Origin of the sequence: Pseudomonas tremae, assembly GCF_001401155.1 — a bacterium.
GTDB lineage: Bacteria > Pseudomonadota > Gammaproteobacteria > Pseudomonadales > Pseudomonadaceae > Aquipseudomonas > Aquipseudomonas tremae.
The window spans coordinates 83,601-102,494 of the sequence record NZ_LJRO01000024.1 but is presented as its reverse complement, the minus strand read 5'-3'; the positions used below and the strand labels follow the sequence as shown (position 1 = coordinate 102,494).

At 57.4% G+C, this 18,894-nt stretch carries 13 protein-coding genes; 8 read left to right on the top strand and 5 right to left on the bottom strand.

Annotation, left to right across the window (positions count from 1 at the left end; translation table 11 throughout):
• Positions 1–130: 130 nt before the first annotated feature.
• The 3 genes from ALO43_RS01005 to ALO43_RS00995 all read right to left on the bottom strand — a co-directional run bounded on the left by ALO43_RS01005 (position 131) and on the right by ALO43_RS00995 (position 3,104).
• Positions 131–577, bottom strand: coding sequence for a GNAT family N-acetyltransferase (locus ALO43_RS01005; protein ID WP_024671701.1), 447 nt, complete (start codon positions 575–577; stop codon positions 131–133).
• A 26-nt stretch (positions 578–603) separates the two neighbouring features.
• Positions 604–1,752, bottom strand: coding sequence for an L-threonine dehydrogenase (yiaY, locus tag ALO43_RS01000; RefSeq protein WP_005889191.1), 1,149 nt, complete (start codon positions 1,750–1,752; stop codon positions 604–606).
• Between the two features lie 131 nt (positions 1,753–1,883).
• Positions 1,884–3,104, bottom strand: coding sequence for a class I SAM-dependent methyltransferase (locus ALO43_RS00995; RefSeq protein ID WP_054996977.1), 1,221 nt, complete (start codon positions 3,102–3,104; stop codon positions 1,884–1,886).
• Positions 3,105–3,399: 295 nt separating this feature from the next.
• Between ALO43_RS00995 and ALO43_RS00990 the strand changes: the two genes are divergently transcribed.
• Positions 3,400–4,620, top strand: coding sequence for an alpha-xenorhabdolysin family binary toxin subunit A (locus ALO43_RS00990; protein ID WP_024671703.1), 1,221 nt, complete (start codon positions 3,400–3,402; stop codon positions 4,618–4,620).
• Positions 4,617–5,633: an alpha-xenorhabdolysin family binary toxin subunit B gene (locus tag ALO43_RS00985; protein ID WP_005889185.1), complete on the top strand. Its 1,017-nt coding sequence runs from the start codon at positions 4,617–4,619 to the stop codon at positions 5,631–5,633. Before ALO43_RS00990 ends, ALO43_RS00985 begins: the two co-directional genes overlap by 4 nt.
• A 54-nt stretch (positions 5,634–5,687) precedes the next feature.
• On the opposite strand, the gene ALO43_RS00980 is transcribed toward ALO43_RS00985, so the two are convergent.
• Positions 5,688–6,305: a TPM domain-containing protein gene (locus ALO43_RS00980; RefSeq protein ID WP_005889183.1), complete on the bottom strand. Its 618-nt coding sequence runs from the start codon at positions 6,303–6,305 to the stop codon at positions 5,688–5,690.
• A gap of 27 nt (positions 6,306–6,332) precedes the next feature.
• Entirely contained in the window at positions 6,333–7,025 is a 693-nt protein-coding gene (locus ALO43_RS00975; RefSeq protein WP_032619188.1) for a TPM domain-containing protein, read from the bottom strand.
• A 319-nt stretch (positions 7,026–7,344) separates the two neighbouring features.
• On the opposite strand from ALO43_RS00975, the gene bglX reads away from it, so the two are divergent.
• The 6 genes from bglX (at position 7,345) to ALO43_RS00945 (ending at position 18,770) form a co-directional block, all read left to right on the top strand.
• Positions 7,345–9,642, top strand: coding sequence for a beta-glucosidase BglX (bglX, locus tag ALO43_RS00970; protein WP_024671705.1), 2,298 nt, complete (start codon positions 7,345–7,347; stop codon positions 9,640–9,642).
• A gap of 70 nt (positions 9,643–9,712) precedes the next feature.
• Positions 9,713–11,473: an ATP-binding protein gene (locus ALO43_RS00965; protein ID WP_054996976.1), complete on the top strand. Its 1,761-nt coding sequence runs from the start codon at positions 9,713–9,715 to the stop codon at positions 11,471–11,473.
• 6 nt (positions 11,474–11,479) lie between these two features.
• The gene (locus ALO43_RS00960) at positions 11,480–12,814 is read left to right on the top strand and encodes a sigma-54-dependent transcriptional regulator (protein ID WP_024671707.1); all 1,335 of its coding nucleotides are present in this window, start codon (positions 11,480–11,482) and stop codon (positions 12,812–12,814) included.
• Between the two features lie 224 nt (positions 12,815–13,038).
• Positions 13,039–15,414, top strand: coding sequence for a PAS domain-containing protein (locus tag ALO43_RS00955; protein ID WP_054996975.1), 2,376 nt, complete (start codon positions 13,039–13,041; stop codon positions 15,412–15,414).
• A gap of 120 nt (positions 15,415–15,534) precedes the next feature.
• Entirely contained in the window at positions 15,535–17,229 is a 1,695-nt protein-coding gene (locus ALO43_RS00950; protein WP_005889169.1) for a molecular chaperone HscC, read from the top strand.
• The gene (locus ALO43_RS00945; RefSeq protein WP_054996974.1) at positions 17,226–18,770 is read left to right on the top strand and encodes a J domain-containing protein; all 1,545 of its coding nucleotides are present in this window, start codon (positions 17,226–17,228) and stop codon (positions 18,768–18,770) included. The genes ALO43_RS00950 and ALO43_RS00945 overlap by 4 nt, the downstream gene beginning before the upstream one ends.
• The last annotated feature ends 124 nt before the right edge of the window (positions 18,771–18,894 follow it).

The following is an 18,894-nucleotide window of genomic DNA, read 5'->3' as shown; positions in this document are numbered from 1 at the left end:
CAAGGCTTCATGGATCAACCTACCAGGCATATTCGCGGGAATCGCGAAGACAGCCTGCATGCTAAACGGGCGTCGGCCTGCCTGACTCACGTTCCTAGGCCTTCGTCAGCCTCTGTTCAGGCATCGGCAATCACGAGATCGCCAGTTCCATCTTGACGCTGTCGATTCCGCGTCCATGTCCATCGGCTTCAATGCCGGTCACGGCGAACCCCAGCGTCGAGTAGAACCCCTGAACGTGCTGGCTGCTATTGATAAAGGCACGCGTGACACCCGGCACTAGCCTCATGGCCTGCAGACGAGCCAGGGTCAGAAACCTGCCCAGTCCACTGCCGTGGCATTCTCTGTGAACCATGCCCCAAGTGAGTTCGGCAACGGAGGGGGCAGACAACACCAGGTAGCCCCCGCACGCCACAACCTCGGCATCACGTTCGACAACAAAGTAGTGCCCCAGCGGAGCCATCAGGAAACTGGAAAATTGCTCGCGCTCTACGGGATCAAAAAAGCGCGGGACGTTGCTGTCAAAAATAGCCAGACAGAGGTCCCGATGAGCGAGGGTGTATGGCCGAAGCATGTCCATGTGCAAGCCTGTTTTCTGGCGAATTATCAAAGTGCCTGACGGAATATATCCTGAATCTGCTCAATATCTGCAGGGCGCGGGTTGGTCAGGCCACAAGCATCTTTCAGGGCGTTGGCGGCGAGCATCGGGAAATCTTCTTCTTTGACCCCCAGCGCGGTCAGGCCCGCAGGAATATCGACAGCGGCGGACAAAGTGCGAATGGCATCGATTGCCGCCTGGGCGCCTTCCTCAGGGGAAAGGCCGCGAATATTATTGCCCATCGCATGCGCGATATCGGTCAGGCGTGCTGCGCTGACGCTCGCATTGAAGCGCTGCACATGAGGCAGCAAAACAGCGTTGCACACGCCATGCGGCAAATCATAAAAGCCGCCCAGTTGATGAGCCATCGCGTGCACATAGCCCAACGACGCATTGTTGAATGCCATGCCGGCGAGGAACTGCGCATAGGCCATGTTTTCCCGTGCTGTGATGTTGCTGCCGTTGGAAACGGCGTCGCGCAGGTTGTTGGCAATCAACGCCACGGCCTGCAATGCGCAGGCGTCGGTGATCGGGTTGGCAGCCGTCGAAACATAGGCCTCGATGGCATGAGTCAGCGCGTCCATGCCGGTGGCTGCCGTCAGCGATTGAGGCATCGCGACCATCATGTTCGGGTCGTTGACCGACAGAAGCGGTGTCACGTTGCGGTCGATAATAGCCATTTTTACGTGACGTACTTCGTCGGTAATGATGCAGAAGCGGGTCATCTCGCTCGCCGTCCCGGCGGTGGTGTTGATGGCAATCAGCGGCAACTGCGGTTTTGCCGAACGGTCGACGCCTTCATAATCGCTGATATGCCCGCCGTTGCTGGCGCACAAGGCGATGCCCTTCGCGCAATCATGGGGCGAGCCGCCGCCCAGAGAAATCACGAAGTCACACTGTTGCTCCTGCAGCATGACCAGGCCGTTTTCCACGTTGGCGATGGTCGGGTTGGGCCTGGCGCCGTCATACACCACCGAGTCGATGCCCTGTTCGACCAGCAAACCGGCGATCTGGCTCGCCACCCCGGCCTTGGCAAGCCCGGCGTCAGTGACGATAAATGCCTTGCGAAAGCCATAGTTGCGTATGGCTAGCATCGCTTCATCGATGCAGCCGGCGCCGATGATATTCACGGAAGGAATGAAAAAGGTGCTGATCATGATGGAAACCTCGAGGGCGACCGGGATGCAGGGGAGTAGCTCAAGCATCCGCCGAACGCGAGGCGCAACCATTGACCCAGAGCAATGAAACGATGATGCACGAGACCGCTGGTCGCTCAGGTTCGAATTTTTCAGCCTAGATGACCATCGGCCTGAAGCAGCGATTCCAGGCACTGCCCGGTGATGCCATAAAACGTTTTGAGTTCCTGAATACGCGCGAGCAACAGGGCTTGGTTGACTGGCTCGGCACGTTTTACGGCGAGGATCATTTTGTTCTTATTGGTGTGTTCCAACGAGATGAACTCGAAGACCTTGGTTTCATAACCACAGGCTTCCAGCAACAAGGCCCGCAGGCTGTCAGTGACCATTTCGGCCTGTTGCCCCATGTGCAGACCGTATTGCAGCATGGGTTTCAACAGCGTCGGGCTCTGAATCTGCAAGCGGATCTGTTTGTGACAGCATGGCGAGCACATGATGATGGACGCGCCGGAACGGATGCCCATGTGAATGGCGTAGTCTGTTGCGATATCACAGGCGTGCAGCGCGATCATCACATCCAGCGCGCTGGGCGCAACGGTACGCACGTCGCCATGCTGAAACGTCAGGCCAGGGTGTTCAAGACTCGCTGCGGCCTTGTTGCACAATGTGACCATGTCCTCACGCAACTCGACCCCGGTCACTTGCCCGTCAGCCTGCAACGTGTTGCACAGGTAGTCGTGGATGGCAAACGTCAGGTAGCCCTTGCCTGAGCCGAAGTCGGCGACCTTGATCGGCTGATCCAGCTTGAGCGGCGAGGAGCTCAATGCATGGGAAAACACCTCGATGAACTTGTTGATCTGTTTCCACTTGCGCGACATCGCCGGGATCAGTTCATGCTGGCGGTTGGTCACGCCAAGGTCGGTCAGAAACGGCCGGCTCAATTCCAGATAACGCTTCTTCTCTCGGTCGTGCCCGGCCGAAGGCGCAACGCGCTCCTGCTGAGCCTTGCTCTTGCACAGTGTGGTCTTGCCTTTCTTACTGTATTCCAGCTGCACTTCGTCGGTAAGCGACAGCAGGTGCGCGTTCTTGAACGACTCGGGTAGCAGACTGGCGATGACGCCCACCGCCTCATCCAGCGGAAAATTTCTGGTGATATCGCGGGTCTTGTAGCGATAGACAAATGACAGGCAAGGCTGCTCCTTGATCGTCAGCGGCTTGATGATGACCCGCTGCAGCTCGGCTTCGCTGCCCACATACTTGGCCAGGACCAGCTTGATGAGCGAGCTCTGCGAGAGGCTGGTGTCCAGCAGGTCGAGGAACTGCGTCCTGTGATCGGCAGCAGCCGTAAGTGTTGCAGGAGTAATGACTGACATTTTAAATGTGCCTCAAGCGTCCCGGCCGGGACTCGAAAAATCAGGAACGTATTTTAGGCGTGTCAGCGGTTGATGGGCACCCTTATTTTTGAAGGACTACACCCCCTGCTCGCCATTACCTACACAACAATGCGAACTGTACATAAACAGTAAAATATTCCCCGACAAACCAACAATATACTGATTGAACAAAACACAAACAGCCTTATAGTCTCCCTGACTGATTGAACACAGTCAGAACATACCTGTGGAGCTTCCTGCTCTACCAGAACAACCCGCACAAGGAACGTGCATTATGTTGAGCCACGCAGAACTACTGGAAAACGAGGACATTGCCCGGGTCACACTAAAACCCCGGGAATACCTGCAGGCCTTACTGAATGATGAAAAAAGCAGCGGTCGCGGTGCCGGGCTTATTCTAACCAAGGAAGATATCCTTAGTATAAAACGCTACGAACGGCACAGCCTTGATCTGCCCACGTCAATGACGCGAGTCGAACAGCAACTGGGTTTTACAAAAAGCGGGATACCTGGCCTGGAGCCCGAAGACCTGCTGATGACGTACCTCGCAACCAACGAGCATGGCCGAAGCTGGAAAGATATCGAGGACAGCATCAAGCTCAGCGGAACCACTATTGATCTATTTGCTGCCACGTTCTCGAATCAGGGTCGACAGATCATCGACGTCATCGACAGCATGAGTATTTCCAAGCGAATAGACCAGAAAGTTGCCAACGTGACCCTCGAGGAAATCCACAACACACCGCTGTTATCATTAAGTAAGGTCGACCAGGACGGCTGTATTGAACTGGCAGAATTTCTGAAAGATCTGGCGTCGAACATAGCGACCCATCAACAGTCTTCAGAACTACTGACTCAGAAAATCGACACCTTCAGCACCCGATTGAGCGTTGACCTCATTCCTGACATCAACGACAAAGTGAACCTGGCAAGCCGCTCTGACGTGGATCAGCAGGTCAAGAATCTGGAAGCAGATCTTGAGCAATTGACTGTCGAGATAGAGCAAAAGAACAAAGAGTACAAAACCGCCGTCAACAATATTGCCTGGGGTATTTTCGGGGGCCCCATCGGGGTCGCGATAACGGGAGGTATCTTCGGCAGTCAGGCGGAAAAAATCCGCAAAGAAAAAAACCGGATGATCAACTTAAAGAACCAGAAAATTCTACTGCTCAAGGAAAAACGTCCACTGGCATCAGCGGTATTCGACTTGCAAAGGCTCTTCCAGGATATGAATTTCCGTATGCTGGATGCGCATAAGGGCGCCACCAACCTTAAAGACCTGTGGACCATGCTGACGGCTTATATAAGCAGCTCCGCCAACGAACTGGCCGAGATCAAGGACAATCATTCACTGCTGAGATTCGCCATAAAATTCAATGCCGTGGTCACACCGTGGGAAGAAATAAACGGCATGACAACCAAGCTGCTGGCCATTTTTGATAGCGCGCTAAATCAATTTCAACGCGAACAGCAATCTACGATTAAAGGGAAATGATCATGAGCACTGAAACCTTGCATGACGCGTTGGTCCTCACCCCACCGGACACTAAAATCATGGCGGCAGCCCATCAGAATATCAATGTGCAAGTTACCGCTTTGAAGCTGGAATTCCTGCCGGTCATCAAAGAAAAAATGAGGCCTCTGCAAACAGCACTTACTAACGCAGACAAGACCTATCGCGAAAAACTGGCCACTGTCACCGTGCAGTTGAACAGCATCAATTTGCACCCGATTGATCTGACACAGCAACAGATCGAGGCAGACAACACACTGAGCGATGAGCAGAAACAGCAAGCATTCAGCGAGCTGAATGAAGAGCGTGCTCATAAGATTTCGAACCTGATAACGGCCGTGCGCAACAGCGCTAAAGCCATCGCCGAGCGCAGTGACGATGTGCTGCAAATCAACCTGACGCTGGACGGCAATCGCCTGCCGCAAATACTGCAGCAACAGATCGACACCTTGACTCAACGTGCAGCCGGAAGGAATGAACGGATGAGTGAAATCGCCGAAGACCGACGCCTGCTCAATGAGACGATTAAAACATTCGAGGCGTATAACCTGGTCGATCGGTTCAAGGAAATACTGCCGACGCCGGAGGAGCTGGAATTAGCCAACCTGCCATCGCCGCACATTGCAGCAGTCTCTGTCGGCATCGCCAGGCTCGGCAAGTTGCTCGACAAGCTCAGCACCGCGCTGACCTATAAAGACCTGACCGAAGAGCGCGACAGATTGAGACTGCGTTATAACGCCCTGCTCGACGAATCGCGCCTTGCGACACAGGAAACCAAAGCGACGCAACTAAAACTTGATGAGCTGGCCGCGCTGGCGAGCGTAGATCAAAGCAAGATGCTTTGGGTTCAAGAAGTGAAAAAGGTTTATCAATCGCTGTACAGTTTTCTGGACCAAGTCACGCCGAAGGAGTTGCCTTCAGCGTCAATCAGCCAGAATGTCGAACAGTTGAAGGCCTATATAAAGTCGTTCTACAGCGTTAGCCGTATTATCTGACACTGGGGCACACAGGGTGTCAGGGCTATATTGATCAGTTCCTGACATCCACTCTCAGCGCAGCACCACCAGCCTGTTGGGCAACTCGTTTTTGCCATGCGTCACCGGAACATGATCGGCGAGCAATTCGCCACAGGCATGGATGCAACCCAGAAACCCCTGCAGAATCTGACCGTCCCTGACCTGTTGAGTAAACACGTCAACCATCGCCTTCCAGGTATCGTCGTGCAAGCGACTGGCAATGCCATGATCAACCAGAATCTCGACGTAACGCTCGGCCTCGCTGACAAACACCAGAATGCCGGTCCCGTCGTGGGTCTTGTGCAGGTTTTGCTCAAGAAACTGCCGACGTGCAAGGTTTCCCGCCCTCCAGCGCCGGACCGAGACTGGCACCAGATAAGCAGTCACCTTCGGAATACGGCACACCAGCGCCACAATAATGAATGTACTCATCTGCGCGAGCATCAGTTCGTCCGCGCTCAGCCACTGCAAGCAGTAATTGACTGTCCCCGGCAGCAGCAGGCCAATAAGCCCGGCCCAGATCAGCGGCATGTACGCGTAATCGTCGGCACGAGCAGCCAGCACTGTGACCAGTTCGGCGTCAGTACGCTGTTCAACACGATCAATCGCCTCAGCGACCTGCTTCTGTTCGTCTCTGTTCAACAACGCCATGGTTCCCTCATTCCTGAATCAATCCGATTACCAGTTGCCTGAAGCACCGCCGCCACCGAAGCGCCCGCCGCTGCGCTCGGTAGCTCTGTCACGCGCCGGCCGGGCAGCGGCACCACGCCTGATACTGATGACTACAATCCCCAGTACGATGAGCGTCAGCACGACAGCGATCAGCCAGACCTGATCGCTGTCGACCTGTTCGTCACGACCGGCCACCTGTCGGGCAGGCTCAGGATAGTCAGGTATCTGACCGCCCAGTGCAGCGATCACCGCCTGAGCACCTCGTTCTACCCCGGCAGCCAAATGGCTATCGTCAAATTCGGGCGTCATCAACATGTCGATGATCAGCGAGGTCTGAGCGTCATTGAGGCGAGCCTTCAGTGCGGCGCCGACCTCAATGAACACCTTGCGTTTGTCACGATCGATCAGCAGCAGGACACTGTCATCCTTGCCGTGCAGCCCCATACCCCACGCATCGCCCAGTTGGGCACCAAACTCTTCGATCGTCGCGCCCTGCAGGTCAGCAAGGGTCACCACCACCACGCGCGCTCCCGTCGCCTGTTCATGGGCGCGCAGCAGCCTGGCCAGACGAACCGTCGTCCGGCTGTCGAGCATTTGCGCCGCATCGACCACACTGCCAGTCATCGGCGGAAAAACCAGCGCGGGCTCGTCCGCTCCGGCAATGCCTGCACCACCCACCAGCATCACCACGTACAACATCCATCGTGAAACAGACTTCAAAATCAGACCTCCGGTACTTTTTGAATCCATTGAAACGACACGCCTTAGCCAAAACTCACGTTCCCCGGCATAATCCCTCACTGACTCCGGCTGCCGGTCGATAATCAATCGAACAGGGCGTGTACAAAAATCAAACAATCCGGCATTTTCGTACATACCTTGGGGAGACTTCGGACAGTGAAGCGGATAGAAACTATCCCTGCGCCCAGTCCGAACCATAACGCCAAAGGTCCATAACCCAAAAACTGGCTGTCGGCATTTAACGCGCGTTGCCGACAAAGGCCTTGAGAAAACATTCATGAATAAGCTGTGTTTATTAGGTTTGCTGGTCGGTTTGGCCAGCCAGCCGGTGATTGCCCAGAGTGCTGCCCCTGCTGACAATACAACGCTTCAAGCCAAAAATGCCTTCATCGGCAAACTGATGAAACAAATGACTCTGGACGAAAAGATCGGCCAGTTGCGACTGATCAGTATCAGTTCGGAAATGCCACAGCCGCAAATTCTCAAGGAAATTGCTGCCGGAAGAATCGGTGGCACGTTCAACTCCATTACACGCTCAGAGAACCGTCCGTTGCAGGAAGCTGCCGTCGCCAAGAGCCGGCTGAAAATTCCGATGTTCTTCGCTTACGACGTGATTCACGGGCACCGCACTATTTTTCCGATCAGCCTGGGCATGGCCGCCAGCTGGGACATGGACGCCATAGCGACGATGGGCCGTGTTTCTGCTGTTGAAGCCAGTGCAGACAGTATCGACATGACGTTCGCACCGATGGTCGACATTTCCCGCGATCCACGCTGGGGCCGCAGTTCCGAAGGGTTCGGTGAAGACACCTACCTGGTGTCGCGGATTTCCGACGTAATGGTCAGGTCCTTTCAAGGCAAGAACGTTGCCGCCAATGACAGCATCATGGCCGCAGTCAAGCACTTCGCCCTGTATGGCGCGGTCGAAGGCGGACGTGATTACAACACCGTGGACATGAGCAAGACGCGCATGTACCAGGACTATCTGCCGCCCTACAAAGCCGGTATCGACGCTGGCGCAGGCGGCATAATGGTCTCGCTCAACTCCATCAACGGCATACCCGCAACGGCCAACAAGTGGTTGATGCAGGATCTGCTGCGCAAGGACTGGGGCTTCAAGGGTGTGACCATCAGCGACCACGGCGCGATCAAGGAATTGATCGAACACGGCGTGGCCAAGGATTATCGCGAAGCCGCCAAGCTCGCGATCAAAGCGGGCGTCGATCTGAGCATGAACGACGTTGCCTATGGCGAGCAGTTGCCTGGGCTGGTGAAGGACGGCGAGGTTTCCATGAAGGAAATCGACAGCGCCGTGCGTGAAGTGCTGGGCGCCAAGTACGACATGGGCCTGTTCGCATCGCCCTACGGGCGTATCGGCGTTGCTGCCGATGATCCGGCCGACACCTACTCCGATGACCGCCTGCACCGGGCCGAAGCGCGCGATGTTGCACGCAAGACGCTGGTGTTGCTGAAAAACCAGAACGACACGCTGCCACTGAAGAAACAAGGCACCATCGCAGTCATCGGCGGGCTGGCACAGAGTCATCTGGATACGCTGGGCAGCTGGTCGGCAGCGGGCCGGCCCAACCAGTCGGTCACTGTGTACGAGGGGCTGGCCAACGCCGTCGGCGACAAGGCAAAGCTGCTTTATGCACGCGGCGCTAACGTCAGTGACAACGAACACGTCCTCACCTACCTGAACTTCATCGAGAAGGAAGTGGAGATCGATCCGCGTCCGGCTCAGGAAATGATCGACGAAGCCGTCAAGGTTGCCGAACAGGCAGACGTAGTGGTTGCCGTGGTCGGCGAGTCGCGTGGCATGTCCCACGAATCGGCCAGCCGCAGCAGCCTGAACATTCCGGGCAAACAGCGCGATCTGATCAAGGCGCTGAAGGCCACTGGCAAACCGCTCGTGCTGGTGCTGATGAATGGTCGTCCGCTGGTTCTGGTCGACGAGCAGGAACAGGCTGATGCCATGCTGGAAACCTGGTTCCCGGGCACTGAAGGCGGCAACGCAGTAGCTGACGTGCTGTTCGGCGACTACAACCCGTCGGGCAAGCTGGCCATGTCGTTCCCGCGCTCGATCGGCCAATTGCCGGTCTATTACGCACACCTGAACACTGGCCGTCCGTATCACGAAGGCAGCCCGGGCAACTACACCTCGCATTACTTCGAGGAGCCTAATGGCCCGCTCTTCCCGTTCGGCTATGGCTTGAGCTACACGCAGTTCGACGTCTCGGACATCAAGCTGTCGGCTGACAGCCTGCCGCGCAAGGGCAAGATCACCGCCAGCGTGACAGTGAAAAACACCGGTAAGGTAGCGGGCGCGACCGTTGTGCAGTTGTATCTGCGTGATGTCGCGGCGTCGATCAGCCGCCCGGTCAAGGAATTGAAGAACTTCGAAAAAGTGATGATCGAGCCGGGGCAGGAGAAAGTCGTTACCTTCACGCTCAGTGAGGACGATTTGAAGTTCTATAACACCGAGCTCAAGTACGCCGCGGAACCCGGCGAATTCAAGGTCATGATCGGCCTGGATTCGCAGACTGTGAAAGAAGCCACCTTCAACCTGTTGTAATGCCAGTCCATGGCGCGTTTGCGAGTGCCCGTTCGCAAACGCGCCAGTGGAGTCCGATCAGGCCACAACAATGACGCTCAAGCCTCGCTTCTGGCGGCTTTCCCTTTACGTAATGCTGATTCTGGCCTGCGCCGCGCTGTCGGCGGGGCTGGCAATGCGTCAGGCTCAGCGTCATGCCTTGTCGGAAGATGCCGTTCGTGCAGGTGGGCAACTGGCACTTTACGCCAACACCCTGCATACCCTGATAGAGCGCTATCGCGCCCTGCCCTCGGTTCTGGCACTGGACCCCGAGATTCGTGCGGCGTTGAGCGACCCAGTGACCGATGACGTACAGCACGCGCTCAATCTCAAACTGGAAAAAATCAACGCTGCTGCTCATTCATCAACCCTTGAACTGCTCGACAGGCAAGGGCTGGCAATCGGCGCGAGCAATTGGCGGACACCCAGTAGCTACGTCGGCCACAACTACGGCTTTCGCCCTTACTTCCTGCAGACCCGCGCCAAAGGCACCGGGCGCTTTTACGCGGTCGGCGTGACCACGGGTATTCCGGGTTACTTCCTGTCCAGTGCAGTCACCAACGAAACGGGCGCCTTCCTCGGCGCGATGGTGGTAAAGCTGGAGTTTCCGAACCTTGAGCAGGAGTGGGGTCAAGGCGATGACTTGCTGCTGGTCAGCGACGACAAAGGCATTGTGTTCATCGCCAACAAGCCTGGCTGGCGCTATCGCGAACTGCTGCCCATATCCGTTGAAGACCGCGCAGACCTGCAGCGCACCCGCCAATACGACAAAAACCCGCTATTGCCTTTGCGCAGTCGGGTCATTGACCGGTTTGCCGAAAACAGTCACCTGAGCCGGGTCGAAGGACCGGACGGCACAGCGGATTACCTCTGGCAGTCGCTGCCGCTGCACGACGAAAACTGGACCTTGCACCTGCTGCGCAAGCCTCCGGCATCCAGCGAGGACATCCGCAATGCCGGACTAGCTGCCGCGGGTATCTGGCTGGCATTGGTGTTTCTGAGCCTGTTTCTCTATCAACGCTGGCGACTTGCCCGACTGCGGGAACGCAGCCGCGACGAACTGGAGCGTCAGGTGCAGGAACGCACCCGTGACCTGCAAACGGCACAGGACGGCCTGGTGCAATCGGCCAAGCTCGCCGCACTGGGGCAGATGTCGGCAGCGCTGGCTCACGAAATCAACCAGCCATTGACCGCCCAACGCATGCAGCTGGCGACCCTGCGGCTGCTTCTGGATCAGGGACGGATTGATGAAGCCTGCAAGGCGCTGGTGCCGGTGGACCAGCAGCTGACGCGTATGGCCGCGCTGACCGGTCATTTGAAAACCTTTGCGCGCAAAAGCCCCAGCGGCTTGCGCGAGCGGCTGGATCTGGCCACAGTTGTCGATCAGGCTTTGCTGTTGCTAGACCCGCGCCTGCGTGAGGAGCACATTGACTGCGTGCTGCACCTGAATCGCCCGGCCTGGGTTCGGGGCGATGCAATCCGCCTCGAGCAGGTCTTGATCAATCTGCTGCGCAACGCGCTGGATGCCATGCGCAACCGCCCGTCCAGGCGTCTTGAGGTGCGCATCGACGCCACCGACCACAATCAGTGGCGGCTGAACGTGAGCGACAGCGGCAGTGGTATCGCGCCTGAAAACCTCGCCAATATCTTCGATCCGTTTTTCACCACCAAACCCGTCGGCGACGGTCTGGGTCTTGGCCTGGCGGTGTCATACGCGATCATTAACGAACTGGGCGGAAAGCTGACCGCGGAAAACCATGCCAATGGTGCGGTGTTCTGGTTCAGCCTGCCCAATGACTTCCTGGAGACCTGACCCTGCATGTTGAATTCGGTCATCGTGGTAGACGACGAAGCGCCCATTCGGCAGGCCGTCGAGCAATGGCTGACGCTGTCGGGCTTCGAGGTTCAAGTCTTCGCGCGCGCCGAGGATTGCCTGGCACAGATACCCGAGCACTTTCCCGGCGTGGTGCTGACTGACGTCCGGATGCCCGGCATGGGCGGTCTGGAACTGCTGAATCGGCTGCAAAGCCTGGATCGAGGCCTGCCAGTCGTCCTCCTGACCGGCCATGGCGATGTGCCAATGGCTGTCGAGGCGATGCGTGATGGCGCCTACGATTTTCTGGAAAAACCTTTCAGCCCGGAAACCCTGATCAGCAACCTGCGTCGCGCGCTGGAGAAACGCCAGCTGGTTCTGGAAAACCGTCGCCTGCATGAACAAAGCGACACCCGGGCCCGGCTGGACGCCACCCTGCTCGGCGTATCGCCAAGCCTGCAGACGTTGCGCCGTCAGGTGCTGGAGCTGTCGCAACTGCCGGTCAACGTGATCATTCGTGGCGAAACCGGCAGCGGCAAAGAACTGGTTGCCCGTTGTCTGCACGATTTCGGGCCGCGTGCCGACAAACCGTTCGTTGCCCTCAACTGCGCGGCCATCCCCGAACACTTGTTCGAAGCCGAGCTGTTCGGGCACGAAAGCGGCGCATTCACTGGCGCACAGGGCAAGCGCATCGGCCGTCTGGAGTATGCCGACGGTGGCACTGTTTTTCTTGACGAGATAGAAAGCATGCCGATGGCCCAACAGGTCAAACTGCTGCGCGTTCTTCAGGACAAACGCCTTGAGCGGCTGGGTTCGAACCAGAGTATCCAGGTCGATCTGCGGATCATCGCGGCAACCAAACCGGACCTGCTCGAGGAGGCGCGTGCCGGACGGTTCCGGGAAGATCTGGCCTATCGCCTGAACGTCGCCGAGCTGCACCTGCCGCCGCTGCGCGATCGCCGTGAAGATATCCCGCAGCTGTTCATTCATTTCACCAGAACCGCCGCCGAGCGCCTCGGACGGCAAGCGCCAGTCCTGGATGCCGAGCGCCTGAGCCAGTTGCTCAGCCACGACTGGCCCGGCAATGTACGTGAGCTGGCCAACGCCGCAGAGCGCCAGGCACTGGGCCTGGAGTTGAGCCCGCCGGAGTCTGCCACTCAGTCGCCGGGGCAATCTCTGGCTGCGCGCCAGGAAGCCTTCGAAGCGCAATGCCTGCGCGCGTCGCTGACCCGTCACAAAGGTGATATCAAGGCGGTGCTCAATGAGTTGCAACTGCCGCGTCGCACGCTCAACGAGAAGATGCAACGGCATGCGTTGGTGCGGGAAATGTTTCTGGGTTGAAAGCGTTGAACATTCCGCCTGGCATCTTCAGGCGGTAACCGAACATTTCACGCGGCACCATGTCTGCATACTGTCGCGACCAAATGAGGGCGTGATGGCTGGATACATAAATGGCATAATGACATTATGCCGGCATTGGCTATTCAGCTCACTTGGGCAGTACGAAAGATGGGGCATTTTCTACCGTGAGCATACCCCTCGACCTCCCACTGGGGGGCGGCGAAATGGGCCGGCTTATCCGAGACACAGACTGGTCGACGTCTGCGCTGGGACCGAAGCAAGCGTGGCCTGCGGCACTGCTGTCCGCAATGAACCTGATGCTCAGTTGCCCGGACAGCATGTACCTGCTCTGGGGGCCAGATTTTACCCTGTTCTTCAATGACGCTTATTGCCAGGTCTTGCCCGTCACTGCGCAAGCAGCGCAAGGCCGTCCCATCGCTGCGATCTGGGGCGATGCCTGGGAAGCCGTGCGCCCGCTGGCCGAGCAGGCGCTTGCCGGACACAGTTGTCGGTCGGACAATATCCGCCGCGTTATTGTTCGAAACGGAAGGACTGAACAGACATGGTGGTCGCTGTCGTACTCGCCCCTTTACGGTGATACCGGCCAGATCGAGGGCATCTTCTGTCGTGTCAACGAAACCACCTCGCAGGTGCTTGCCGAAGTCAGACAGTCCGAGAGCGAAGCGTTCACCAATCGGGTGCTGTCGAGCATCAATGACTGCATCAAGGTGCTTGATCTCGACGCGCGTCTGACCTTCATGAGTGAAGGCGGACAACGGGTGATGGAGGTCAGTGATTTCAACGCGATTGTCGGCTGTCCATGGCCTGATTTCTGGCAGGACCAGGGCAATCTGGACGCCATTGCTGCAGTGGAAGCAGCGCGAGCGGGTCAGAACGCCAGCTTCACGGGCTCGGCGCAGACCATAAAGGGCGCCACCAAATGGTGGCATGTGCAGGTCAGCCCTATTTTCGGCAAGGATGGCAAACCAGAGAAAATCCTCTGCGTATCCCGTGACATGACGCAGCTCAGAGACGCTGAAGAAGCTCTGCTATCGCTCAACGAAACCCTTGAACAGCGAGTGGTGGAGCGCACCCAGGATCGTGACCGTATCTGGCGCCTGTCCACCGACCTGATGCTGGTGGCGCAATTCGACGGCATTATCTCGGCAGTCAATCCGGCCTGGACTCAGGCACTGGGCTGGTCGGAAGAACAATTGCTCGACAGTCAGTTTCTGGCACTGGTGCATCCCGATGATGTGCAAAGCACCCTGGCGGCCATGAGCGGGCTGGAAAGCGGCCAGACCATCCCGCACTTCAAGAATCGCTACCGCCATATGGACGGTTCATACAGGACCATTTCCTGGACCGCAGTGCCGGACAAGCAATTCATCCATGCCGTCGGCCGCGACATTCAGGCCGAAGAAGAAGCCAACCGGGCGTTGCAGCTTTCTCAGGAAGCGCTGCATCAAGCGCAGAAACTCGAAGCCATCGGGCAACTGACCGGTGGTGTCGCGCATGACTTCAACAACCTGCTGACGGTTATTCGCTCTTGCAGCGACTTGCTGAAATCCCAGAACCTTGAAGAAGCCCGACGCACGAAATACGTCGAAGCCATCTCCAGCACAGTGGATCGCGCCGCGCGTCTGACCGGCCAGTTGCTGGCGTTTGCGCGCCGTCAGGCATTGCAACCGGAAGTGTTCGATGTCTGCAAAAGCGTGGAGCGCATTGGCGAGATGATGGACACACTCACCGGCGCGCGCATTCAGGTAGACATCGACCTGCCCGCCGGACCGTGCTTTATCTTCGCCGACGGCAGCCAGTTCGACACCGCGCTGGTCAATATGGTGGTCAACGCCAGGGACGCTATGTCAGGTTCGGGCCGGCTCACGATCAAGGTCGAATGCGCCGCCTGCGATTCTGCCGACCTGGCCCCGTCGCTTAGCGATGGCAATTATGTAACCGTGTCGCTGACAGACACCGGCGCCGGTATCGCCAAGGATAAACTCGGCCTGATTTTCGAGCCCTTCTACACCACCAAGAGCGTTGGCCAAGGCACAGGCCTGGGCCTGTCGCAGGTTTTCGGTTTCGCCAAACAGTCGGGCGGCGAAGTATTGGTCGAGAGCGAACTGGGCAGCGGAAGCCGTTTTACATTGTGTCTGCCCAGCGCCCGGAATCATGAAGTCATTGCCGAGGACAAAAACTGTACCCTCGCGGCGTTGCCCGGTTTGTGCGTGCTGATGGTCGAAGACAATCAGGACATCGGCACTTACACCCGCCCGATGCTGGAGCAACTGGGCTTTCAGGTACTTTGGGTGACGAGTGCTCGTGAGGCATTGCATGAACTTTCCGGCAACCCCGAGAACTTTCACGTGGTGTTCTCGGATATCGCCATGCCAGGCATGAGCGGCCTGGAGCTTTACGCCGAAATCGAAGCACGCTATCCGTGGATGCCGGTTGTCCTGACCACAGGCTACAGTACTGAATTTGCGACCATCGCCCAAGACGAGACACAGCGTTTCGACCTGCTGCAGAAGCCCTACTCCAGGGAAGACCTGGCCGCGCTGCTGCACAAGGCAGTGAGTCGCAGCGGGGAATACTGAGGGTGTGGATTCGTATGAATCCAGGCACTCACGACGCATAAAACCAAGACAACACCGGCTGCCTTGATTCAGAATCACGCAAAACAGCGCAATACTCTTAGAGCAGGGAGCATTTTCGAGATGATCGTCGGTATTGATCTGGGCACCACCAACAGTCTGGTTGCGGTCTGGCGCGATGGCAGCAGCCAACTGGTGACCAACGCACTGGGAGAAACACTCACCCCCAGCGTCGTCGGCCTGGACGACGACGGCCATATTCTGGTCGGCAAAGCCGCCCGCGAGCGGTTGCAGACCCACCCGGACAAAACCACCGCTCTGTTCAAACGCTACATGGGCAGCGCTCAGGAAATTCGCCTGGGATCTGCTACCTACCGCCCGGAAGAGCTGTCCTCGCTGGTCCTCAAAAGCCTTAAAGCCGATGTAGAGCGTGCGTTCGGCGAGCCTGTTACCGAAGCCGTCATCAGCGTTCCAGCGTATTTCAGCGATGCACAGCGCAAAGCCACACGTATCGCCGGTGAACTGGCGGGCCTGAAAGTCGAAAAACTCATCAATGAACCCACGGCCGCAGCGCTGGCGTACGGGTTACACCAAAAAGAAGGCGAAACCTCGTTTCTGGTCTTCGATCTGGGTGGCGGCACGTTCGATATTTCGATTCTGGAACTCTTCGACGGCGTGATGGAAGTGCGGGCCAGCGCAGGCGACAACTTTCTCGGCGGTGAGGATTTCGATCAGCTGATGGTCGAGCACTTTCAGACCCTGCACCGGGACGAAGCAGACTTCCCTGCTACATCGCTGATAGCCCCAGCCCTGAAACGCGAAGCCGAACGGGTGCGCAAGGCACTGGGCCAGGAAAGCAGTACCGACTTCGTGTTGCGCCACGCAGACAGGGAGTGGCGCAAGACCATTACCCAGGAGCAGATGGGCGAACTGTATGCGCCGCTGCTCAACCGCCTTCGCGCGCCTGCCGAACGCGCACTTCGAGATGCCAGGATACGCGTGGCCGATCTTGACGAGATCCTGCTGGTAGGCGGCACGACGCGCATGCCGCTGATCCGCAAGCTTGCAGCCAGCCTGTTCGGACGCTTTCCGTCCATTGCACTCAACCCCGATGAAATCGTTGCTCAAGGGGCTGCAGTGCAGGCCGCGCTCAAGCAGCGTGATGCAGCACTCGAAGAAATCGTGCTTACCGATGTGTGCCCCTACACGCTGGGTATCGCGACCACCTCGCAGATTGGCAATCGTTACGAGAGCGGTCATTACCTGCCAATCATCGAGCGCAATAGCGTCGTGCCTGTCAGCCGGGTGAAAACGGTCTGTACCGTTCTGGATGATCAGGAACAGGTACTGGTGCGGATATTTCAGGGCGAAAGCCGCTTGGTAAAAGACAACATCGCACTGGGCGAACTGAACATTCAGATACCCAAGGCCAAGGCTGGCGAGGTGTCGCTGGATGTGCGATTCACCTACGACAACAACGGCTTGCTGGAGGCCGATGTGGTGACACAGCTGACCGGAGAACGTCACAAGCTGGTCATCGAAAACAACCCGGGCGTGATGACGCCGGAAGAAATACAGGAGCGTCTTCTGGTTCTGGAAGCGCTCAAGGTTCATCCGCGCGAACAGCAGGCCAATACTCATCTGATTGCCCGACTCGAACGGCTCTATCAGGAGTGCCTGGGCAGTGATCGAGACCTTATCGACCACTGGACCACTCAGTTCCAACACGTTCTGGAGAGTCAGGACGAGCGGCAGATCAACGAAATCCGCAAGCAACTCAAGCAGGAAGTCGACAAGTTCGAGCAGGGCACACGATGAAGGACTGCTGGGCCGTACTCGAACTTGAGCAGGATGCTGACGAGCGCAGTGTCAAACGACAATATGCGCGACTGTTGAAGGTCAACCGTCCTGACGAAGATCCGGTCGCCTTCCAGACCCTGCGTGACGCATACGAACAGGCGCTCGAACGTGCACGGGCGCGCGCATTTGAACAGGACGAGCCGGCAGCATTGCGTGAACCGCCGATAGCGCCCTTGCCTGCCCTGCGTCAGACAGAGAGCGTGGTCGAGCAGCAATCATTCGACTTGCAGGCCCACGTCAGGCAGACCACGGCGCAGAACCTGCCCGAACAACATCAGATCGCAATGGAGCATGGCCACGGTGAACGCTTTCAGCAAATGTTGCTGCTGGAGTGCCTGAACGATTCTGCGCACCATGTAGAGCGGATCAACGCCGCCTTCGAACACCTGCGCTGGCTGACCGTATGGCAAGCCATCCACATCAGCAGCCATCACCAATATGCGCTGGCCGACGCGATACTGCGTGAAGCATTCGATCGGTTCAGCGCACTGATCGAAAGCGGCCAGCACGCAAGCTTTCTAGACGAGCTCCGGGCGCTCGAACAGCAGCCCTGGCTGAGTGAACTGGAGCGCCGAGAGCATTTGCAATGCCGGTGCATGGTGCTGCTGATTGCCAGTAAAAACCTCACCGTCGACCTGTTTGAACAGACCAGTGCAGTGTTTGGCTGGAGCATGGGGCATAACGTCCATCCCGGCCCTGAAGACCTGTGGCAGACCTTGCGGGACCGCTGGGAAGAAGTCGAATATGACGAGTACCTGCGCCGCATCCTTGAATCGAAACCACAAACGGCCGAAGCGAAGGCTGCGCACTTGTTGTTCAAGCCACCCCGCCTGGCTGCACGCCTGCGCATGGCAAGGAAGTACGATGAGTCGGTGTGGAATGCCTGTGAGCACATCTGCGAACAACTGACCGTCCGCTTCCCGGACATTTTGCAGCGTTACCCCGAGGCAGACCTGAACGCCTGGAAGCTGATGCGTATGCAGAGCGATTTCAGGCCGCTGATCTGGGTGTATATCGGAGCGTTCCTGCTGGAGTTGCTCGCGCCTCAGGCACCACTTGCCGGCATGGAGTACAACGCAGGAACAAGGGTGATAGAGCTGTTCCTGTCGCCATTCTGGACCTTGGTCGGCTTCTTCATCTTTATCTGCATCTGGCGTCCGCTGATGGTTCTGGCAGAGCCTGCCGACGCCTGGCTGAGCACAAAATTACTGCCCAGGGCCGTGAGCTGGCCCGGCACTCAAGTGCTGATTTTGCGCCACGGTATTCCGTTTCTGTTCCTCGGGCTGTTTTATGCCCTCAGTGGCCCAAGGACGCTTCTGGTCTACCTGCTGCTTGCCGTGCTGTGGATCGTCTTGTCTCCCTATCGCTACCTTTATCAGACCGCGCCTGCCCGACAGAAAATTCGCCAGTTTTACCTGAGACATACCGTGCTGGTGGTTATCACCACATTGAGCATAGTCATGGGCACGATGCTGTTCGCATCCAAGCTGAGCAGCTGATTAATCTTCAGCCGGCCATCGACTGACAGCTAACGAAACAGATCTTCGGCAACTTTCCGCCTACTCGCTACCGGTGGGTAGGCGGATTCTTGCTCATCCGCTCGACAAAACCGCTCTGGAACAA